Raw genomic sequence first — 21,057 nt, forward strand, 5'->3', positions numbered from 1 at the left:
GACGGGCGGGCGCTACATCCACCCCGAGCGCTTGAACAGCCGGCGCAGCACGAGGACGGCGACGACGAGCACCGCGAGGACCGCCGGGTAGCCGTAGGGCCAGCTCAGCTCGGGCATGTGCCGGAAGTTCATGCCGTACACGCCCGCCACCATCGTCGGCACCGCGATGAGTGCGGCCCAGGCCGCCATGCGGCGCATGTCGGCGTTCTGACGGACCTGTACCAGGGTGAGCAGGACCGTGAGCAGGTCGCTGAGCAGCCGGTCCTGCCCGTCCACCTGGTCGGCGGTGCGGCGCAGGGCGGCGGCCAGGCGGTGCAGGGTGCGTCGCGAGACCTTCCCCAGGGTCGGCGGCAGGTCCTCGTCGTCGAAGGCGCCGAGCCGGGTCACCATGGGCGTCAGCGCCCGGCGGGCCTCGGCGAGCTCGCGCTTGAGGCGGTAGATGACCTGCGCCGGGTCCGCCGAGCCGGCCCCGAAGACAGCCTGCTCGACGCTGGCGACGGCGTCCGCCAGCCCGATCTCGGCGTCGACGGCGCGGCGGCCCGCCACCGTGGCGGCCGCCGTCAGCACGCCGAGCGAGCCCTGGGCGGCCTCTCCGGGCAGCGCCTGCAGGACCTCGTGCACGACCTCGCCGTCGCGGCCGACGGTGATGGCGAGCCCGGGCACGCACAGGCACGCCAGGCGGTCGACCTCGACGCCGGCGGTAGCCGGCTCGAAGCGGAGCAGGCCCAGCGGGACGAGGACGCCGTCGGCCAGGACCCCGCCCCCGCCGTGGTGGCGGTCCCGGAGCAGGTGCGCGGTGAGGCCGGCCGGCAGCCCGCAGATCTCGAGCAGCGGGGTCAGCTCCTCGGGGGTGTCGGGCGTGACGTGCACCCAGGTGAGGCCGCCGGTGCCCTCGCCGGCGTCAACGTGCGTGGCGGTCCCGGCCCCGGTGCCGAGCGCCCGGCGTAGCGCCTCCTGCCCCTCGTCGGTCGCGACCGTGATCGGGGTGAGATGCCGGCCGGCGGCCGAGGACCAGAGGAGCGCCATGGCGGCATTGTGCCGCCAGGTGGCCGCGTCCGAGGGGACCCCCACGCGGCGGTTAAGGTCGGGGGGTGCATGCCTGGACCTCGCCCGACATCCCTGCCCTTCCCGGACACGGTGCCCAGGTGCACCTGTACGACACCCTTGCCGGCGCCCCGGCGCCCACCCGTCCCGAGGGGCCGGCGACGCTGTACGTGTGCGGCATCACGCCCTACGACGCGACGCACCTCGGCCACGCCAACACCTATGTCGGCTTCGACCTGCTGGTGCGGGCCTGGCGCGACGCGGGCCGGGAGGTGCAGTACGTGCAGAACGTCACCGACGTCGACGACCCGCTGCTCGAGCGCGCCACCGAGAACGGGCAGGACTGGCGCGAGCTCGCCGACAGCCAGACGGAGCTCTTCCGCTCGGACATGACGGCGCTGCGCGTCGTGGCGCCCGACCACTACGTCGGCGCCGTCGAGGCGATCCCCCTGGTCGTGGAGGCGGTCGAGCGGATGGTCGCCGAGGGCAGCGCCTACCGGGTCTTCCTGCCCGAGGGGGCCGGGGGGACCGATCCGGAGCTCGGCGACGTCTACGCCGACCTCCACGCCGACCCGCTCTTCGGCACCGGGGCGGGCCTCGACCAGGAGGCGATGCGCCGGGTGTTCGCCGACAACGGCGGCGACCCGGACCGGCCCGGCAAGCACCACCCGCTGGACCCGCTGCTGTGGCGGCGCACCCGCCCCGGGGAGCCGGACTGGGACGGCGGGTCCCTCGGGCGGGGTCGGCCCGGCTGGCACATCGAGTGCGCGTGCATCGCGAGGCGCTATCTCGGCCCGGCCGTGGAGGTCCAGGGCGGGGGCCGCGACCTCGTCTTCCCGCACCACGAGATGAGCGAGTCGCACCTGCGGGTCCTGGGGCACACCCCCGCGCCGGTGCTGCTGCACGCCCACGGCGGGCTGGTCGGCTACCAGGGCGAGAAGATGAGCAAGTCCCGAGGCAACCTCGTGCTCGTCTCCGAGCTCGTGGCCGGCGGCGCCGACCCCATGGCGGTCCGGCTCGTGCTGCTGGCCCACCACTTCCGCGACGACTGGGAGTACACCGACGCCGACCTGGTCGCCGCCACCGAGCGGCTGGCCCGCTGGCGCGAGGCCATGGCGTCCGACGACGGTCCCGCCGCCGAGCAGATGCTCGCCGAGGTCCGGACGGCCCTGGCCGACGACCTCGACGCCCCGACGGCGCTGGCGGCGGTGGACCGGTGGGCCGAGTGCGCCCTGGCGCCCGGCGCGGCGCCCGTCCCGGGTGGGGCGGAGCTCGCCCGCCGCACCGTCGACGCGTTGCTCGGCGTGGCCGTTTAGGACGCCGAGCCGGCCGGCCGGAGCGCAGAGACCGCACGCCGGCGACGACGCGCCCCGGGGCACCCGCCCCGGGGCGTGCGCGCTACAGGCCCGCCGGGCCGGGGTCGCCCTTCTCGCCCTTGTCGCGGCGGATGTCGCGTCGGCGCAGGTACCGCTCGAACTCCCGGGCGATGGCTTCGCCGCTGGCCTCGGGCAGGTCGGCGGTGTCCTTGGCCTCCTCGAGCTGGTGGATGTACTCGGCGACCTCCGGGTCCTGCCCGGCGAGCTCGTCGACGCCGGCCTGCCAGGCGCGGGCGTCGTCGGGCAGCTCCCCGACGGGCAGCGGCTCGCCGACGAGCTCCTCGAGGCGCAGGAGCAGGGCGAGGGTCGCCTTGGGGGAGGGCGGCTGGGCCACGTAGTGCGGCACCGCCGCCCACACGCTCAGCGTGTGCAGGTCCCGCTCGGCGGCCTGGTGCACGAGGACCCCGACGATGCCCGAGGGCCCCTCGTAGTCCGAGCCCTCCACCCCGAGCAGCGCCTGGACCTGCGGGTCGTTGGAGGTCGTCTGCACGGGGATGGGCCGGGAGTGGGGCACGTCCGCGAGGAGGGCGCCGATGCCGACGACGGTGCCCACGCCCAGCCCCTGGGCGACGTCGAGGATCTCCTCGCAGTAGGCGCGCCACCGGAACGAGGGCTCCACGCCCTGGACGAGGATGATCGTGCGGCCGGTGACGGGGGTGCGGGCCACCGAGACGGTCGTGCTCGGCCAGGTCAGGGTCCGCCGGCCCTCGTCGTCGAGGCCCACCTGGGGCCGGTTGACCTGGAAGTCGTGGTAGTCCTCGGGGTCCAGCTCGTGGACGACCTCGGCGTCCCAGGCCTCGGCGACGACCTCGAGCGCCTGCGTCGCGGCGCCGCCGGCGTCGTTCCAGCCCTCGAACGCGGCGAGCAGCAGGGCGGGCGGGACCTCCCGCTCGGCCGCCTCGGGGGCCGTCTCCGGGGCGGGGGTGCCGTCGTCGTGAGAGCTCATGATCCCACCCTAGGCGCGCGCGGCGCCGGGGCGCGCGAGGCCGCGCGGCGGCCGAGCGGCGGGCTGCCCCGCGGCGGGCCGGTACCCTCGGGGGGTGCTGACCCCGCCCCTTCCCGCCGCCGTCCTGTGGGACATGGACGGCACCCTCGTCGACACCGAGCCGTACTGGATGGCCACGGAGACCGAGCTGGTCGCCCGCCACGGCGGCAGCTGGACGCACGAGCAGGCGCTGCAGCTCGTCGGCAACGACCTGCTCACCTCGGCGGCGATCATGAAGGCCCAGACGGGACTGCCCGGCACGGAGGAGGAGATCGTCGGTGAGCTGCTCGACGGCGTGATCGCGCGGGTGCGCGCGCACGGCGCGCCGTGGCGGCCCGGGGCCCGCGAGCTCCTCGCCGCGCTCGGCGAGGCCGGGGTGCCGTGCGCGCTGGTGACGATGTCGTGGACCTCGTTCGCCGACGCCGTCGTCTCCGCCGCGCCGGCGGGCACGTTCGCCGCCGTCGTCACCGGGGACGAGGTGGCACGGGGCAAGCCGCACCCCGAGGCCTACCTGACCGCGGCCGAGCGCCTGGGCGTGGACCCGGCGGCGTGCGTGGCCCTGGAGGACTCGCCCACCGGCGTGACCGCGGCGCTGGCGTCCGGCGCCCGGACGATCGCCGTGCCGCTCCTGCTGCCGGTGGAGCCGCGGCCCGCGCTCAGCCGGCTCGCCAGTCTCGCCGACGCCGACCTCGAGCTGCTCGCGCGCGTGGCCGCCGGCGAGGTGATCGACGCCCTCGAGGCCGCCCCGCTGCGGTAGGGGCCGGTCGCCGGCACCGACGGGCCGGCCTGCCTGGACCGTCTCGTCCGGCCCGCCAGCAACGACCGGTCAGCCCGCCCGGTCAGCCCGCCTGCACGGAGAGCAGGTGCGCGACGCCGTCGGCCGGCAGCTCCGGGGTCACCCCGCCGAAGGCCGGGCAGTGGGCCTGGAAGCTGCACCAGTCGCACAGCCGGGAGGTCTTCGGCGCGAAGTCCCCGGTGCGGGCGGAGGCGGCGATGGTGCGCCACAGGTCGTCGAGCTCGCGCTCGAGGGCCACCAGCTCGGCCTCCTGCGGGTCGTGCGACAGGGTGCGCCCGTCGCCCAGGTAGACGAGCTGGAGCCGGGCCGGCACCACGCCGTGCAGCCGCCACAGCATGAGCCCGTAGAACCGCATCTGGAACAGGGCGCTGTCCGCGAAGCGCGGGCGCGGGGACTTGCCGGTCTTGTAGTCGACGACGCGCACCGCGCCGTTGGGGGCGACGTCGATCCGGTCGACGAAGCCGCGCAGCAGCACGCCCGAACGCAGCTCGGTCTCCACCAGCATCTCGCGCTCCGCCGGCTCGAGCCGCTGCGGGTTCTCCATCTGGAAGTACTGGGTGAGCAGGCTGCGGGCCTGCGCGAGCCAGGCGCCGAGGTCCTCGGGGCCGGTGAACATCGAGAGCACCTCGGGGCGCCGGCCCTGCAGCTCGGCCCACTGCGGGTCCAGCAGCCGCTGCGCCGACTCCTCGGTGCGCTGGGCCGCCGGCAGGTCGAAGAGGTGCTCGAGGACGGCGTGCACCAGGGACCCCTTGACGGCGGCCGGGCTGGGCGGCTCCGGCAGCCGGTCGATGGTGCGGAAGCGGAACAGCAGCGGGCACTGCATGTAGTCCTTCGCCCGCGAGGGGGACAGGGCAGCTCGCCGCCGCGCCGGCGCCGCCGCGTCCGGGGTCGCCGCCTCCGGCGTCGCCTCGGTGGCGGGCGCCGCGGGCGCGGCGTCCGCGGCGGGCGCCGGAGCGGCGGCCGGGGCGAGCGTCTGCGGGTCGGCGGTGAGGGTGGCGGTGGACTGATCGGGCATGCGTGCACGGTAACCGCCGCCGCCGACATCCCCGCGCACCGGCTGTGGACCACGGCGGGGCGGGCGCGGCCCGTAGGCTGGCGGGGTGACCAGCCCCACCGGACCGGCCCCCGCCCCGCGCCCGGGCACACGCACCCGCTCCGGATGGGTGCTCGGCACCGTCGGCGGCACGCCCGTGGTGCTCGCGCCGTCCTGGCTGCTCATCGCCGCCGTGCTGGTGGCCCTGTACTTCCCGCTGGTGCGCCGCCTCGTGCCGCTGGCCTCGTGGGGCACTGTGGTGCTCACCACGCTCTCCTTCGTCGTCATGCTGTTCGTCTCGGTGCTGCTGCACGAGCTGTCCCACGGCCTGACCGCGCGGCGCTTCGGCGCCCCGCCGCGCGAGTACGTGCTGACGTTCTGGGGCGGGCACACCGCCTTCGACCGCGAGCTGCCCACCGCCGGCAGCTCGGCCCTCGTCTCGGCGGCGGGCCCGGCGGCCAACGCCGCGCTGGCCGGGCTGGCCTGGCTCGCCGTCCACACGGTCTCCGGCGGGCCCACGGTCATGCTCGTGCTGCTCGCGGCGCTGATCTCCAACGCGTTCGTGGCCGCGTTCAACCTCCTGCCCGGGCTGCCGCTCGACGGCGGGAAGGTCCTCGAGGCGCTCGTGTGGGCCCTGACCGGGGACCGCTCCCGCGGCACGGTGGTCGCCGCGTGGGGCGGGCGGCTCGTCGTCGTGGGCGTCGCGGTCTACTTCGTACTCGTGCCCTTCCTCCAGGGCCGGCAGCCGTCGCTGACCACCGTGGTGTGGGTGGCGCTGCTCGGCTCCTTCCTGTGGACCGCCGCCGGCCAGTCGCTGCGCGCCGCCGGCGTCCAGCGTTCCGCCCGCGACCTGGACCTGCGGGCGCTGGCCACCCCGGCGCTGGGGCTGCCCGCGTCCGCCGGCCTGCCCGACCTGCACGCCGCGCTCGCCGGCCGGGGGGAGAGCGCCGTCGTCCTCCTCGACGGCGGCCGCCCGGTGGCCCTGCTCGACCCCGAGGCGCTGCGGCAGGTGCCGCCCGAGCTGCGGGCGACCACGCCGCTGACCGCGGTCTCCCGCGCCCTGGCGCCCGAGCAGCTCGTGCACGACCTGCACGGCGCCGACGCCCTCGCCGCCGTCGCCCGCGCCCAGCACCACGGCCCGGTGGTGGTCCTGCTCGACGGCGACCAGGTGGCCGGGGTGGTCGAGGTCGCCCGGGTGGCGGGCTACCTCCAGCGCGCCGCCCGCTGAGCGCCCGGCCCCAGGCCACCCGCCGCGCCCGCCCGTCGGGCAGGGCACCCACCCGCCGACCGCCGCGCACCCGCCGCGCCCGCCGCGCCCGCCGGCCGCCCGACCCCCGGCCCCGGGCGGGACGGACCGTAGACTCGGCCCACGTGACCGACGCGCGCACCACCACCTCGACCGATGACCTGCCCCACGGCCCGGCCCGGCGCCGCGGGCCCCTGCGCGCCGGGGAGCGGGTGCAGCTGACGGACTCCAAGGGCCGGCTCTACACCGTCCTGCTCACCCACGACGGCTACTTCCAGAGCCAGCGCGGCTCCTTCCGGCACAGCGAGCTCATCGGCCGGCCCGAGGGCACCGTCCTGACCACCGCCACCGGCCACCAGCTGCTCGCGCTGCGCCCGCTGCTCAGCGACTACGTGCTCTCCATGCCGCGCGGCGCCACCGTGGTCTACCCCAAGGACGCCGGGCAGATAGTGCAGATGGGCGACATCTTCCCCGGCGCCCGGGTGGTCGAGGCCGGGGTGGGCTCGGGCGGGCTGACCATGAGCCTGCTCTCCGCCGTCGGCGAGCGCGGCCACCTGCTCTCGGTCGAGCGGCGCGACGACTTCGCCGACATCGCCCGCGGCAACGTCGACTCCTGGTTCGGCGGCGCCCACCCCGCCTGGGACCTGCGGGTGGGCGACCTCGCCGACGTGCTCCCGGACGCCGCCGAGCCGGGCAGCGTCGACCGGGTGGTCCTGGACATGCTCGCCCCCTGGGAGAACCTCGACGTCGTCGCCGACGCCCTCGCGCCCGGCGGGCTGCTCATCGCGTACGTGGCCACCACCACCCAGCTGAGCCGGTTCGTCGAGGACGCCCGCGCCACCGAGCGGTTCACCGAGCCGCAGGCCTGGGAGTCGATGGTGCGCACCTGGCACCTCGAGGGTCTCTCGGTGCGGCCGGACCACCGGATGATCGGGCACACGGGGTTCCTCGTCACCACCCGCCGCCTCGCCCCCGGCACCACCCCGCCCCAGCGGACCCGCCGGCCGGCCAAGGGCGCCTACTCCGCCGACGGCGAGTGGGCGCCGGAGGACATCGGCGAGCGGACCATCTCCGACAAGAAGATCCGGCGGGTGCGCCGCGACATCCACCGCCGCGCCGAGATTGAGCAGAGCGGGATGGCCTCCCAGCCCGGCGCGCGCCCGGAGGCCGGCGAGGACCTGCTGAGTCACCCCGAGGAGTGACGGTGCCCGTCGCGCCCGGCATGCCCGGAACGCCCCGGTTCGCCCGGCGGCGCGCCGGGGCCGCTGCGCGGACGGCGGATCGCGGCGTCGGCGTCGGCCTTTAGGCTGGAGTGGCTCGAAACAGGAAGGGACCGTCATGGCAGATGCGGACCGCTACAGCGAGGCCCGCGCCCGCGAGCTGGAGCAGCAGGCGATCTCCCTCGCCGGCAAGAACGAGCGCCTGGCCCAGGCGCTGGACGCCGCGCGCCAGCGCCTGGTGCAGCTGCAGGACCAGCTCGACTCCATCTCCAAGCCGCCGGGCTCGTACGGCACGTTCCTCGCCGCGCACCTGGACGAGCGCGAGGCGGACGTCTTCGTCGGCGGGCGCAAGATGCGCCTGGCCGTCTCCGCCGCCGTCCCGCTCGGCGCGCTGCGCCCGGGCCAGGAGGTGCGCCTCAACGAGCAGCTCCTGATCATCGGCGCCGGGACCTTCGAGGCCACCGGCGAGATCGTCACGGTCAAGGAGGTGCTCGACGGCGACCGCGTGCTGGTCCTGGCCCGCACCGACGACGAGCGCGTCATGCGCCTGGCCGGCCCGCTGCTGGCCACCCACGTGCGGGTGGGTGACGCGCTGACGGCGGACATGCGCACCGGGTTCGTCACCGAGCGGGTCGTGCGCTCGGAGGTCGAGGAGCTGCTCCTCGAGGAGGTCCCCGACACCGACTACTCCGACATCGGTGGCCTGGGCCCGCAGATCGAGCAGATCCGCGACACCGTCGAGCTGCCGTTCCTCCACCCCGAGCTCTACCGCGAGCACGGCCTCAAGCCGCCCAAGGGCGTGCTGCTCTACGGCCCGCCCGGCTGCGGCAAGACCCTCATCGCCAAGGCGGTGGCCACCTCCCTGGCCACCACCGCCACCCGGCGGCGCGCCGAGCGCGGCGCGGAGGCCGAGACCGGTTCCCCGCGCAGCTACTTCCTCAACATCAAGGGCCCGGAGCTGCTCAACAAGTACGTGGGCGAGACCGAGCGGCAGATCCGGGTGATCTTCGCCCGCGCCCGGGAGAAGGCGGCCAAGGGCATCCCGGTGGTGATCTTCTTCGACGAGATGGAGTCCCTCTTCCGCACCCGCGGCACCGGGGTCTCCTCCGACGTCGAGACGACGATCGTGCCGCAGCTGCTCAGCGAGATCGACGGCGTGGAGAAGCTCGAGAACGTCATCGTCATCGGCGCCTCCAACCGCGAGGACATGATCGACCCGGCGATCCTGCGCCCCGGGCGCCTGGACGTGAAGATCAAGATCGAGCGGCCCGACGCCGACGGCGCCCGGGAGATCTTCGCGAAGTACCTCACCGCGGACCTGCCCCTGCACGCCGACGAGCTCGCCGCCCACCGCGACGACCCCGCCGCCACCGTCACGGCCATGATCGAGACCGTGGTGGAGGCGCTGTACGCCACCGAGCCGCAGAACGAGTTCCTCGAGGTCACGTACGCCTCCGGGGACCGGGAGGTGCTGTACTTCAAGGACTTCGCCTCCGGCGCGATGATCGCCAACATCGTCGACCGCGCGAAGAAGCGGGCCATCAAGGACCTGCTCGCCACCGGCGGGCGCGGCCTGCGCACCGAGCACCTGCTCGCCGCCCTGGCGGCGGAGATGCGCGAGAACGAGGACCTGCCCAACACCACCAACCCCGACGACTGGGCGCGGGTCAGCGGCAAGAAGGGCGAGCGGATCACCTACATCCGCACCCTCGCCGGCCGCGAGCCGGGCGCGGGCCTCGAGGACGCCGGGATCGCCCTGCCCGTCGTCGGCCCCGCCGCCGGGGAGGCGCCGGCGACGACGGTGGCCGGCGCCGACGCGGCCGGGGTGCGCGTGGACGGGCGGGACGTCGACACCGTCACCCCCGCCGGCGGGTACCTGTGAGGGCCCGGGCATGAGCGTCCACCGCCCCATGGGCATCGAGACCGAGTACGGCATCATCGAGCCGGGCAACCCCAGCTCCAACCCGATGGTGCTGTCGGCCCACGTCGTCGCCGCCTACGCCGGCGCCCCCGGCAGCGCCGGGCGCGGCGGTCACGTGCGCTGGGACTACGCCGGCGAGGACCCCCTGGCCGACGCCCGCGGCTTCCGGCTCGACCGCGCCAGCGCCCACCCCTCCCAGCTCACCGACGACCCCGAGCACCCGGCCCCGCCCGAGGAGGACATCCCGGCGGGGGAGGCCGCCCCGCCCGGCGGGGCCGGCCCGGGCGTGCGCACCACCACGCTGCGCCGGCCCACCCCGGCCGAGCTGGCCCTGCCCACCGCCACCAACGCGGTGCTGACCAACGGCGCGCGGCTGTACGTCGACCACGCCCACCCGGAGTACTCCAGCCCCGAGGTCACCAACCCGCTGGACGCGGTGCGCTGGGACCGCGCCGGCGAGCTGGTCATGCGCGGCGCCATGGACGCCCTGCGCCACTCGCCGGGCATGCCCGAGGTCGTGGTGTACAAGAACAACGTCGACGGCAAGGGCGCCGCCTACGGCACCCACGAGAACTACCTCGTCAGCCGCGAGGTGAACTTCGGCGACATCATCCGCTACCTCACCCCCTTCTTCGTCACCCGGCCGATCTTCTGCGGCGCCGGCCGGGTGGGGCTGGGCCAGCGCAGCGAGCGGGCCGGCTACCAGATCTCCCAGCGGGCCGACTACGTCGAGAACGACGTCGGCCTGGAGACCACGTTCAACCGGCCCATCATCAACACCCGCGACGAGCCGCACGCCGACGCCGCCCGGTTCCGCCGCCTGCACGTCATCGGCGGGGACGCCAACCTCATGGACGTCTCCACCTACCTCAAGATGGGCACCACCTCCCTGGTGCTGTGGCTGCTCGAGCAGGGCGAGGTGCCCCTCGAGCTCGACGCGCTCATGCTCGCCAACCCGGTGGGGGAGACCTGGGAGGTCAGCCACGACGTCACGCTGACCCACCGGCTCACCCTCGCCGACGGGCGGGAGATGACCGCGCTGGAGATCCAGCGGGTCTACCTGCGCGTGGTCGCCGACGCCCTCACCCAGGCCGGCCGCACCGACCAGGCCACCCGCGACGTCGTCGAGCGGTGGGCCGGCGTGCTCGACCGGCTCGCCACCGACCCCGCCGACGCGGCCGCCGAGGTGGAGTGGGTGGCCAAGCTCGAGCTCCTCGACGGCATGCGCCGGCGCGGCGGGCTGCCCTGGGACCACCCCAAGCTCGCCGCCCTGGACCTGCAGTGGTCCGACCTGCGCCCGGAGCGGTCGATCTTCAACCGGCTCGTCGCGGCCGGGCGGGTCGAGCGGCTGGTGCCCGACCCCGAGGTGGCCGCGGCCGAGCACACCCCGCCGGCCGACACCCGGGCGTGGTTCCGGGGCCAGGTGGTGGCCCGCTACCCCGGCCAGGTGGCCGGGGCGAGCTGGGAGTCGGTCGTGCTCGACCTGCCCGGCCACGAGCACCTGGTGAGGGTGCCGATGACCGACCCGCTGCGCGGCACCCGCCAGCACGTCGGCGCGCTGCTCGAGCGTTCGGGCACCGCCGCCGAGCTGCTCGAGGCACTCACCGCCGGACGCCCCGGTCACCCCGGGCGCGCCTGACCGTAGGATCGGAGCAAGGAGGAGGGAGCACCGCCATGGCACAGCAGGAGCAGCGCCACACCACCCGACGCGACGACCCGGGGATCGAGCCGGACCCGCCGATCGCCGTCGCCGCGCAGGCCCGGACCCAGCAGGTCGACGACCTGCTCGACGAGATCGACTCCGTGCTCGAGGCCAACGCCGAGACCTTCGTCCAGGGCTTCGTGCAGAAGGGCGGCCAGTGACCGTCAGGCGCATCTTCGGCGTCGAGACGGAGTACGGCATCACCTGCGCCGCGCCGCCACCGGCGGCCGGCGCAGCGCCGCACGCCCCGATCAGCGCCGACGACGCCGCCCGGTACCTGTTCCGCAAAGTGGTCCAGTGGGGCCGGTCCTCGAACGTCTTCCTGCGCAACGGGGCCCGGCTCTACCTCGACGTCGGCTCGCACCCGGAGTACGCCACCGCCGAGTGCGACGACGTACGCCAGCTCGTCGCCAACGACCGCGCCGGGGAGGTGATCCTCGACCGCATGGTCGAGGAGGCCAACGTGCTGCTCGAGCAGGAGGGCGTGGCCGGCACCATCCACCTGTTCAAGAACAACCTGGACTCCGCCGGGAACTCCTTCGGCTGCCACGAGAACTACCTCGTGCGCCGGCGCCGCGACTTCCAGGCCATGGGCGACGCCCTCGTGCCGTTCTTCATCACCCGGCAGATCCTCACCGGCGCCGGGCACATCCGCCCCCGCGCCGGCGGCGGGGCGACCTACGCCTTCTCCCAGCGGGCGGACCAGATGTGGGACGCGATGAGCTCGGCGACCACCCGCTCGCGGCCCATCATCAACACCCGCGACGAGCCGCACGGCGACGCCGACCTCTACCGCCGCATGCACGTCATCGTGGGCGACTCGTCGGTGGCCGAGACGACGACGATGCTCAAGGTCGGCATGACCGACCTGCTCCTGGGCATGCTTGAGGACGGCGTGCGGGTGCGCGACCTCGCCCTCGCCGAGCCCATGCGCGCCATCCGTGAGATCTCTCACGACACCACCGCCACCCTGCCCGTCGAGCTGACCAGCGGCCGGCGGATGAGCGCCCTGGCCATCCAGGAGGAGTTCCTGACTCGAGTGACCGGCTACCTCGACGCCGAGGGGCTGACCGCCGACCTCACCGACGTCCAGCGCCGGGTGCTGGAGCTGTGGGAGCGGGGGCTGCGGGCGCTGCGCGAGCAGGACCCCACCCTGGTGGACACCGAGCTGGACTGGGCCATCAAGGCCCGGCTCATCGAGCGCTATCGCGCCCGGCACACCCTGGCCCTGGACGACCCGCGCGTGGCGCGTCTCTCCCTGGCCTACCACGACATCTCGCCCACCCGGGGGCTGGCCACCAGCCTCGCCCGGCGCGGGCTCATGGCGCGTCTCACCACCGACGAGGAGGTCGCGGCCGCCGTCGACACCCCGCCGGCCACCACCCGGGCCCGGCTGCGCGGGGCGTTCGTGGCCCGCGCCCAGGAGCGCCGCCGCGACGTCACCGTGGACTGGGTGCACCTGAAGATCAACGACGCCGCCCAGCGCACCGTGGTGCTCAAGGACCCGTTCGCCCCGGTCGACGAGCGGGTCGACGCGCTCATGGCGGCCCTGCAGCGCTGAGTCCGGACGCCGGGCCTGCGGAGCGACGTGCCGACGCGCCCGAGGCGCCGGGCGCCGTCGCCGGAGGCCCCCGCGGGCGACGTAGGCTGCCCTGCGTGAAGCGTTCAACGACCCGGGCCGTGCGGGCCCCGCGCGTCCTCGCGGCGTGGCTCGCCGTGGTGCTGGCCCTGGTCCTGCTCGGCGCGTGCACGCCGGGGAAGAAGGCCCAGGACGACCAGACCCCGCAGGTGAGCGTCACCGGGACGTTCGGCTCCATCCCGGTGGTGACCTTCCGCCCGCCGCTGCCGCTGACCGAGTCCTCGGTCGAGACGCTCATCGAGGGCGACGGGCGCGAGCTCGCCGAGGGCGAGCCGGTGGTGCTCACCCTGACCGCCTACGACGGCGAGGACGGCGAGCTGGTCGACAACCGGCAGGTCGGCGAGGTGCGCACCCTCATGCTGACCAAGGAGGACGTGGGGGAGGACCTCTACCCCGTGCTCGTCGGCGCCCGGGAGGGCAGCCGGCTCCTGGTGCGCCAGCCGGTGCACGAGAAGGGCATGGACCGCATGCTCGTGCTCGTCCTCGACGTGCGCTACACCCGGGCCCGCGGCGAGCCGGTGACCCCGCCCGAGGGGCTGCCCACCGTCGAGGTCGCCGAGGACGGCACGCCGTCGATCAGCCTGCCCGACACCGACCCGCCGGGTGAGCTCGTCGTCCAGCCGCTTGTCCGCGGCGACGGCGCCCAGGTGCGTCCCGGGCAGGACGTCACCGTCCAGTACACCGGTGTGGCGTGGGAGTCCGGCGAGCCGTACGACTCCACCTGGGCGGCGGGCAAGGTGCCGCGCACCCTCAAGCTCGACGAGACGATCCCGGGGCTGCGCGACGGGCTGCTCGACCAGACCGTCGGCTCCCAGGTGCTGCTCGTCATCCCGCCCGCGCAGGCCCGCGGCACCGACACCCTCGTGCTCGTCGTCGACATCCTCGCCGTCTCCGGCGGCCAGGACGCCTCGGTCGTGCCGGCGCCGACCACCTCCGCCCCCGACTGACCGTGAGACGTCAAGTTGGGCGTGAGGCGTCAAGTTGGGCATGAGGCCTCACGGCCGGCGTGACGCCGGGGGATCGCCGGACGCCCGAGACCGCTACCGGCCGGTGCGAATGACGAGGTCGGCCGCCGCCCGCGCGTCGCGCGCCTCGAGCAGCTCCTGCTCCTGGGCCTCCCACGCCGCCCACAGGTGCGCCCAGCTGCTCGTGTCCCGGGCCATCGCCCGCTGACGCCGCACCGCCTCGGGCGCCTCGAGCCACACCAGCCGGTGGACGAACGGCGCGCACGCCGCGGCGCCGGCGCCGCACCCCTCGACCACGAGCACCCGCGGCAGCGGTGCACCGGGGGCGGGGACGACGACGTCGCCGTCGAGCACGCCGGCCACCCAGTCGTAGCGGCGCACGGCGCCCGGGCGGCCCTGCGCCAGCGGCGCAAGCACGCCCTCGGCGACGGCCTCGACCCCCGCGGCCAGCCCGTGCCAGCCGCGGTAGGCCTCCTCCAGGGCCAGCCCGGCGACGGCGTCGTCGCCGAGGCGCGCACGCAGCAGCGGCAGGACCGCGGCGGCGAGGTCGGACTTGCCCGCGCCGGACCGCCCGTCGATGCCGAGCACGAACGGCCCAGGGCCGCGGTGGGCGGGCAGCGCGTCCAACACCAGGCGGGCCACCGCCGTCGCGGCCTCGGCGGGCGCCGCCGGACCGCCGTCGGGGTCCGGTGTGGGGACGGTCATGACGCCCGACGCTACCGGGCGGCTAACCTCGTCCCTGGCGGCTATCCCCGCCGGGGACGAAGGAGCAGCAAGGATGAGTGTGGCGATCCGGGTCATCCCGTGCCTCGACGTCGCCGGTGGCCGGGTGGTCAAGGGCGTGAACTTCCAGGGTCTGCGCGACGCCGGTGACCCGGTGGAGCTGGCCTACCGGTACGACCAGGACGGCGCCGACGAGGTGACCTTCCTTGACGTCTCCGCCTCGGCCGAGGACCGCGAGACGACGATGGACGTCGTCTCGCGCACGGCCGAGCAGATCTTCGTGCCGCTGACCGTCGGCGGCGGGGTGCGCTCGGTCGCGGACGTCAACCGCCTCCTCAAGGCCGGCGCGGACAAGGTCGGGGTGAACACCGCCGCCATCGCCCGCCCGGAGCTCATCAGCGAGGTCGCCGACCGCTTCGGCAGCCAGGTCCTCGTCCTGTCCGTCGACGCCCGCCGGGTCACGGGGGAGACCCGCACGCCCTCGGGCTACGAGGTCACCACGCACGGCGGGCGGCGCGGCACCGGCATCGACGCCGTGGAGTGGGCGGCGCGCGGCGCCGAGCTCGGCGCGGGGGAGATCCTGCTCAACTCCATGGACGCCGACGGCACCAAGGACGGCTACGACCTGACGATGCTGCGCGACGTGCGCCGGGAGGTGCGGGTGCCGCTCATCGCCTCCGGCGGGGCGGGCAAGGTCGTGGACTTCACCCAGGCGGCGCAGGCCGGCGCGGACGCCGTGCTCGCGGCGTCGGTGTTCCACTTCGGCACGATGACCATCGGCGAGGTCAAGGCGGACATGCGCGCGCACGGCATCGCCGTGCGCTGACTCAGTCCAGGCGGAACCCCCAGGACGCGACGTCAAAGGACTGGCCAGGACTCCCGGGGCCGAACGTCAGCGTGACGACGACGGCGCGGGCGGAACCAGGCGGCGGCACTCCGACGCGCCACGATGCTCGCGCCCGATCGACCTGGTGGGTCAGCTCACGGCTGTCCCACAGGACGTCGCGACGCTCACCCGTCGGGATGCCGGAGGGCCCCAGCTCGGCGAAGTAAGCGATCTCCGCCATGACCGGCACCTCGCCTCCGGCCACCGTCACCGCGACCGGCCGGCTCCGGTCGAGCACGAGACGCGGCAGCGAAGCGGCGAGCGCGGCCTCCTCGTCGGGCGACGACGGCCCGGTGGTGACCCGCGCGCCGCCCCACGTCGAGCTCAGCAGCGGGAGCGCGACGCCGCCGACCGCGACGGCCGGCGGCGTGTGCCCGCGCGGTGCGGGCTGCTCCTCGACCGCGCGCAGGCGGGCGTGGGCAGGCGTCTCCTCGAAGGGCTCGACGCGGAGCGGCGCCGACGCGGGAACGCCGCGACGCTCAAGCACGGTGGCCTCACCGATGATTCGCGGGTGTCGGGTCCTCGCCACGAGCGCCAGCCGGGCGCCGGCGTCGATCCCCTGCCACGCCTCCGGCCACATGGGGTGGATCAGCACCGTCCCCGCGGTGCCCGGGGCCAGGCTGCGGACGCCGACGAGATCGACGGGCCCTTCATGGATCGCCGGGTCGGCGCCGGCCTCCGGCAGTGACCACCCGGCGCGGTAGCCGGACTGCAGGTGCCGCGACCGCCCGGTGCGCTCGGCCGGCCAGAGCTCCAGGGAGGCCAGGAAGGTGCCCTCGTGCCCGATGAGTCGCCGCCAGCTCGTCCGCTCCTGCATCGCGCCATTCTGGCGTGGGGCGGCGCCGGCGTCCGGGTATCTGCCTGCGCCCGACCGGACCAGCCACCGGGTCCGTGCCACCATGGCTGTCGACGCAGATCGGGAGGGCCCGTGACCTGGATGGAGACCGAGCGCGCCGCGCTCGTGGAGACGTTCCGCCGCGCCGACCCGGACGCGCCCACGCTCTGCGAGGGCTGGACCGTGCGGCACCTGCTCGCCCACCTCGTGCAGCGCGAGCACCATCCGCTGCGCCAGGCCGCCGACGTCCTCGCCCGGCCACGGCCCGGGCGGGAGCGGTTCCTTGGCCGGCTCGTCGAGCGGGCCCGCACCCCGGCCGGCTACGCGGCGCTGTTGGAGACCTTCGCCGCGGGCATGTCGGCGTGGAACCCGGTGGGCTGGGCCGGTGACCGCGCGCACCACGTCGAGTACGTCATCCACCACGAGGACGTGCGCCGCGGCCGCGGGCTGGTCGAGCCCCGCGTGCTGCCCCCGGACCAGGTGCGCGCCGTCTGGGCCGAGCTGGCCCCGTTGGCGCGGCTGGGCTACCTGCGCAGCCCGGTCGGCGTCGTGCAGGCCGTTCCCGGCGGGCCGCGGCGGGTGGTCAAGCGCGCGGCCGACGCCGTCGTGGTCGTCGGCGACCCGGTCGAGCTGGCCCTGCACGCCGCGGGGCGCGTCGATGCGGCCGACGTCGACGTCGTCGGGCGCCCGCAGACCGTCGAGCGGTTCCTGCGCTGGAGCGGGCCGGCGGAAGTCGCGCGTGATGGCGTCGACGTCTCGTGACGGGACCGCACGCGGCAGATGTGACGTCCCGCGCGGGGAGTGACGCCTCGTGACCGAGTTGACGTCTCGCGCCGGGAGTGACGCCTCGTGACCGAGTTGACGTCTCGCGACGAAGTTGACGTCTCGCCGGCGGGGCGGGGGTACGCCCTGCCCGGCGGTGCGCTGCGGCGCGGGGCGGCGCTGATCTGGCGCGGCGTCCTCGACTCGCGGCGCACCTCCGCCCTCGCCGCGCTCGGCGCCGGCCTGTACGGGGTCAGCACCGTCGCCTCCGGGTGGCTGCTCGGCCGGATCACCGACACGGTTGTCGTCCCGGCCCTGACCACGGGCCACGCCGACACCGGCCGGCTGTGGGCGGCCGGCGGGCTGCTGCTGCTCGTCGGGGTGCTCACCGCCGTCGGCGTCGCGCTGCGCCGGATCTACGCCGGCTGGGCGGCCTTCGAGGTCCAGGCGGCCCACCGGCTGCGCGTGACCCGCCAGTACCTGCGCCTGCCGATGAGCTGGCACCGCCGGCACCCCACCGGGCAGCTGCTCTCCAACGCCAACGCCGACGCCGAGGCCGCCGCCGGGGTCTTCTTCGTTTTCCCGTGGGCGCTCGGGGTGGCGGTCATGCTCGTCGTCGCGGCGGTGGCGATGATCGCCGTCGACCCCCTCCTCGGCCTGGCCGGGGTGGCCGTGCTGCCGCTGGTCGTCCTCGCCAACGGCATTTACCGGCGCCGCATGGCCCCGGCGGCCGCGCAGGCCCAGCGCCTGCGCGCCGAGGTCGCCGACGTCGCCCACGAGAGCTTCGAGGCGGCGCTGCTGGTGAAGTCCCTGGGCACGGCGGACGTCGAGGAGGCCCGCTTCGCCGACCGCACCGCGGCGCTGCGCGACGCCAACATCGCCATGGGCCGCATCCGGTCGGTGTTCGACCCGGTGGTCGAGCTGCTGCCCTCCGCGGCCACCTTGGGCGTCGTCGCGCTGGGCGCCTGGCGGGTGCGCGCCGGCCTGGCCGTCACCGGCGACGTCGTCACCATCGCCTACCTGCTCACCGTCATGACGATGCCCGTGCGGGCCATCGGCTTCCTGCTCGGCGAGATCCCCCGCTCGCTGGTCGGCTACGACCGCATCGCCCGCGTCATCGACGCCACCGGGGCCCAGGCGTCCGGCCGCGCCGCGCTCCCCGGCGACGGCGCCCTGGACCTGCGGCTCGAGGACGTCACCGTCACCGTCCCCGCCCGGCTGCGCGGCGCCCGGCCCGAGGACCTCGACGGGCCCGGGCACCGGCCGGGCCACCGCGCCGGGGCGTCGCCCGGCGCCGCGCCCGACCGCGCCGCGCCCGACGGCGCCCCGGTCGCCGACCTCCTGCACCGGGTCTCGCTGCACGCCCCCGCCGGCCGCACCGTCGCCCTCGTCGGCCCCACCGGCGCCGGCAAGTCCACCCTCGCCGCGGTGGTCGCCCGCCTGCTCGACCCCACCGGCGGCCGGGTCCTGCTCGACGGCGCCGACGCCCGCGCCCTCCACCCGGCCGCCCGGACGGCGGCGGTGGCCCTCGTTAGCCAGTCGACCTTCGTCTTCGACGACACCGTGCGCGGCAACGTCACCCTCGACGACGCCGGCCGCTTCGACGACGCCGCGGTGTGGGCGGCGCTGCGCACCGCGCGCGCCGAGGGGTTCGTCCGGGCGCTGCCCGCCGGCCTCGACACCGTGGTGGGCGAGCGCGGCGCCACCCTCTCGGGCGGGCAGCGCCAGCGCCTGGCCCTCGCCCGGGCGCTGGTGCGCCGGCCCCGCCTGCTCGTCCTGGACGACGCCACCTCCGCCGTCGACCCGGTGGTGGAGCAAGAGATCCTCGCCGGGCTGCGCGGGGTGGGCGGGTGCACGGTGCTGCTCGTCGCCTACCGGCCGGCCACCATCGCGCTGGCCGACGAGGTCGTCCATCTCGACGCCGGCCGCGTGGTCGACGCCGGCCCGCACGCGGACCTGGTCGCCCGCGACCCCGGCTACCGCGACCTGGTCACCGCCTACGCCCGGCGGGCCGCCGAGGCCGCCCTGGAGGCCGAGGCCCGCGCGGCCGACCCCGACGCCGCCGCGGACGCTGGGGCCGCGGCCCGGGAGGGGGCCCGGTGAGCGCCCGGATCTCCGCCGCCAGCGACCTCGGCGTCCTCGGCACCGTCCGCCGCGGCGTCCAGCTCTCCCCGGCCCTGACCGACGGCCTGGTCGTCACGGTGCTGCTCGCCCTGGTCGCCACCGCCGGGCGGATCGTCGTGCCGGTGACCATCCAGCAGGCCACCGACCACGGCGTCCTCGCCCCCGGCGGCCCGGACGTGGGCCGGGTGCTGGCCGTGTGCGCCGTCGGCCTCGCCGTCCTGGTCCTCACCGGGCAGGCCAGCGCCCTGGTCAACGTGCGGCTGTACCGCACCTCCGAGCGGGGCCTGGCCCAGCTGCGGGTGCGCACCTTCCGGCACGTCCACGACCTGTCCGCCCTGACCCAGTCCGCCGAGCGGCGCGGCGCCCTGGTCTCGCGGGTCACCTCCGACGTGGACACCATCTCCATGTTCGTCCAGCGCGGCGGCCTCACGCTGCTGCTCAACGCCGCCCAGCTGCTGCTCGCCACCGTCGCGATGGCCCTCTACGACTGGCGGCTGGCCCTGCTCGTCTGGTTGTGCTTCGCCCCGATGGCCGTGCTCGCCCCGCGCGCCCAGCGGGCCATCTCCGGCGCCTACGCCGCGGTGCGCGTGCGGGTGGCCGCGCTGCTCGCCGCGGTCGGCGAGTCCGTCGTCGGGGCCGAGACGATCCGCGCCTACGGCGCCGCCCGGCGCACCCAGCGGCGCATCGACGACGCCGTGCGGGCCCACCGCGCCGCGGCGGTGCGCGCGCAGACCCGGGTGTCGCTGGCGTTCTCCTCCGGGGTGGTGCTCTCGGGGGTGGCGCTGGCCGCCGTCGTCGTCGCGGGCACGCTGCTCGGCGCGGCCGGGCAGCTGAGCGTCGGCGCGCTGCTCGCCGTCCTCTTCCTCGTGCAGATGTTCACCGGGCCGGTGCAGAACGCCACCGAGATGCTCAACGAGCTGCAGAACGCCGTCGCCGGCTGGCGCCGGGTCATCGCGGTGCTCGAGACCCCCGCCGAGGTCACCGACCCGGCCCGCCCCGTCCCGGCGCCGCGCGGGCCGGGCCGCCTGGAGCTGCGCGCGGTCCGCTTCGCCTACCCCGGCGGGCCCGAGGTGCTCCACGGCGTCGACCTCGTCATCCCGGCCGGCGCCCGCGTGGCGGTCGTCGGGCGCACCGGGTCGGGCAAGACCACCCTGGTCAAGCTCCTCGCCCGGCTCATGGACCCCGCGGCCGGGCGGGTGCTCCTCGACGGCGTCGACCTGCGCGACCTGGCCCTGCGCGACCTGCGCACCCGGGTGGTGCTGGTGCCCCAGGAGGGCTTCCTCTTCGACGGCACCCTGGCGGAGAACATCGCCTACGGCCCCGTCCCCGCGCTGCCCGACCGGGTGCGTCACGCCGTCGCCGCGCTGGGCCTGGACGCGTGGATCGACGCCCTGCCCGCCGGCCTCGACACGCCGGTGGGCCAGCGCGGGGAGTCGCTGTCGGCGGGGGAGCGGCAGCTCGTCGCGCTCGCCCGCGCCTACCTCGCCGGCGCCGGCGTCCTCCTGCTCGACGAGGCCACCTCCGCCGTCGACCCGGCCACCGAGACCCGGGTCAGCCGCGCCCTCGACCGGCTCACCGCCGGCCGCACGTCGGTGACGGTCGCGCACCGCCTCGCCACCGCCGAGAGCGCCGACCTCGTCGTCGTGGTCGACGACGGGCGCGTGGTCGAGGTCGGCGCCCACCCCGACCTCGCCGCCGCCGGGGGCACGTACGCGCGGATGCACCGCTCCTGGGTCACCCAGACGGCGTAGAGCGGACGGAGGGGGGGGCGGCGTCACCGCGGACGGTCCCGGTGCGGCC

General features: G+C 75.9%; 18 protein-coding genes. 13 read left to right on the top strand and 5 right to left on the bottom strand.

Features of this window, described 5'->3' with window-relative positions; genetic code table 11:
• Positions 1 to 12: 12 nt before the first annotated feature.
• Positions 13 to 1,026, bottom strand: a complete 1,014-nt coding sequence (locus GD970_RS05365; RefSeq protein WP_152201714.1) for a CorA family divalent cation transporter — start codon at positions 1,024 to 1,026, stop codon at positions 13 to 15.
• A 65-nt stretch (positions 1,027 to 1,091) separates the two neighbouring features.
• On the opposite strand from GD970_RS05365, the gene mshC reads away from it, so the two are divergent.
• Entirely contained in the window at positions 1,092 to 2,360 is a 1,269-nt protein-coding gene (gene mshC, locus GD970_RS05370) for a cysteine--1-D-myo-inosityl 2-amino-2-deoxy-alpha-D-glucopyranoside ligase (protein WP_152201716.1), read from the top strand.
• An 82-nt stretch (positions 2,361 to 2,442) separates the two neighbouring features.
• Here the strand turns inward: mshC and GD970_RS05375 are convergent, their stop codons facing one another.
• A complete protein-coding gene (locus GD970_RS05375; RefSeq protein ID WP_152201718.1) occupies positions 2,443 to 3,366 on the bottom strand; it encodes a PAC2 family protein in 924 nt (307 codons plus the stop codon).
• Between the two features lie 94 nt (positions 3,367 to 3,460).
• On the opposite strand from GD970_RS05375, the gene GD970_RS05380 reads away from it, so the two are divergent.
• Positions 3,461 to 4,162, top strand: coding sequence for an HAD family hydrolase (locus GD970_RS05380; protein ID WP_152201721.1), 702 nt, complete (start codon positions 3,461 to 3,463; stop codon positions 4,160 to 4,162).
• Positions 4,163 to 4,244: 82 nt separating this feature from the next.
• Here the strand turns inward: GD970_RS05380 and GD970_RS05385 are convergent, their stop codons facing one another.
• A complete protein-coding gene (locus GD970_RS05385; RefSeq protein WP_193314886.1) occupies positions 4,245 to 5,216 on the bottom strand; it encodes a RecB family exonuclease in 972 nt (323 codons plus the stop codon).
• An 85-nt stretch (positions 5,217 to 5,301) separates the two neighbouring features.
• Here GD970_RS05385 and GD970_RS22060 point away from each other — a divergent pair, with 85 nt between their 5' ends.
• From GD970_RS22060 to GD970_RS05420, 7 genes are all read left to right on the top strand, one after another.
• Complete coding sequence (locus GD970_RS22060; RefSeq protein WP_152201722.1) at positions 5,302 to 6,462, top strand: site-2 protease family protein; 1,161 nt, start codon at positions 5,302 to 5,304, stop codon at positions 6,460 to 6,462.
• Positions 6,463 to 6,605: 143 nt separating this feature from the next.
• A complete protein-coding gene (locus GD970_RS22065) occupies positions 6,606 to 7,682 on the top strand; it encodes a tRNA (adenine-N1)-methyltransferase (protein WP_226925176.1) in 1,077 nt (358 codons plus the stop codon).
• A 136-nt stretch (positions 7,683 to 7,818) separates the two neighbouring features.
• On the top strand, positions 7,819 to 9,582 hold the full coding sequence (gene arc, locus GD970_RS05400; protein ID WP_152201723.1) for a proteasome ATPase: 1,764 nt from the start codon (positions 7,819 to 7,821) through the stop codon (positions 9,580 to 9,582).
• Positions 9,583 to 9,592: 10 nt separating this feature from the next.
• Positions 9,593 to 11,260 (top strand): depupylase/deamidase Dop, encoded by a 1,668-nt coding sequence (gene dop, locus GD970_RS05405; protein ID WP_152201724.1) that lies wholly within the window; start codon positions 9,593 to 9,595, stop codon positions 11,258 to 11,260.
• Positions 11,261 to 11,295: 35 nt separating this feature from the next.
• Positions 11,296 to 11,484, top strand: coding sequence for a ubiquitin-like protein Pup (locus GD970_RS05410; RefSeq protein ID WP_152201725.1), 189 nt, complete (start codon positions 11,296 to 11,298; stop codon positions 11,482 to 11,484).
• The gene (gene pafA / locus GD970_RS05415) at positions 11,481 to 12,884 is read left to right on the top strand and encodes a Pup--protein ligase (RefSeq protein ID WP_152201726.1); all 1,404 of its coding nucleotides are present in this window, start codon (positions 11,481 to 11,483) and stop codon (positions 12,882 to 12,884) included. Before GD970_RS05410 ends, pafA begins: the two co-directional genes overlap by 4 nt.
• Positions 12,885 to 12,979: 95 nt before the next feature.
• Positions 12,980 to 13,909 (top strand): FKBP-type peptidyl-prolyl cis-trans isomerase, encoded by a 930-nt coding sequence (locus GD970_RS05420; protein WP_152201727.1) that lies wholly within the window; start codon positions 12,980 to 12,982, stop codon positions 13,907 to 13,909.
• Between the two features lie 93 nt (positions 13,910 to 14,002).
• On the opposite strand, the gene GD970_RS05425 is transcribed toward GD970_RS05420, so the two are convergent.
• The gene (locus GD970_RS05425) at positions 14,003 to 14,632 is read right to left on the bottom strand and encodes a nucleoside/nucleotide kinase family protein (RefSeq protein WP_152201728.1); all 630 of its coding nucleotides are present in this window, start codon (positions 14,630 to 14,632) and stop codon (positions 14,003 to 14,005) included.
• Positions 14,633 to 14,705: 73 nt separating this feature from the next.
• Between GD970_RS05425 and hisF the strand changes: the two genes are divergently transcribed.
• Positions 14,706 to 15,476: an imidazole glycerol phosphate synthase subunit HisF gene (hisF, locus tag GD970_RS05430; RefSeq protein WP_152201729.1), complete on the top strand. Its 771-nt coding sequence runs from the start codon at positions 14,706 to 14,708 to the stop codon at positions 15,474 to 15,476.
• Between the two features lies 1 nt (position 15,477).
• Here hisF and GD970_RS05435 read toward each other — a convergent pair whose 3' ends face one another.
• Positions 15,478 to 16,353 carry a hypothetical protein gene (locus GD970_RS05435; RefSeq protein WP_152201730.1) on the bottom strand — a complete coding sequence of 292 codons (876 nt, stop codon included), beginning with the start codon at positions 16,351 to 16,353 and terminating at the stop codon, positions 15,478 to 15,480.
• A gap of 120 nt (positions 16,354 to 16,473) precedes the next feature.
• Between GD970_RS05435 and GD970_RS05440 the strand changes: the two genes are divergently transcribed.
• From GD970_RS05440 to GD970_RS05450, 3 genes are all read left to right on the top strand, one after another.
• The gene (locus GD970_RS05440; RefSeq protein ID WP_226925180.1) at positions 16,474 to 17,133 is read left to right on the top strand and encodes a TIGR03085 family metal-binding protein; all 660 of its coding nucleotides are present in this window, start codon (positions 16,474 to 16,476) and stop codon (positions 17,131 to 17,133) included.
• A gap of 87 nt (positions 17,134 to 17,220) precedes the next feature.
• Positions 17,221 to 19,236: an ABC transporter ATP-binding protein gene (locus GD970_RS05445; protein ID WP_226925177.1), complete on the top strand. Its 2,016-nt coding sequence runs from the start codon at positions 17,221 to 17,223 to the stop codon at positions 19,234 to 19,236.
• Complete coding sequence (locus tag GD970_RS05450) at positions 19,233 to 21,008, top strand: ABC transporter ATP-binding protein (protein WP_152201734.1); 1,776 nt, start codon at positions 19,233 to 19,235, stop codon at positions 21,006 to 21,008. The genes GD970_RS05445 and GD970_RS05450 overlap by 4 nt, the downstream gene beginning before the upstream one ends.
• Positions 21,009 to 21,057 lie beyond the last annotated feature (49 nt).

Source organism: Georgenia thermotolerans (assembly GCF_009193185.1).
Classification (GTDB): domain Bacteria; phylum Actinomycetota; class Actinomycetes; order Actinomycetales; family Actinomycetaceae; genus Georgenia; species Georgenia thermotolerans.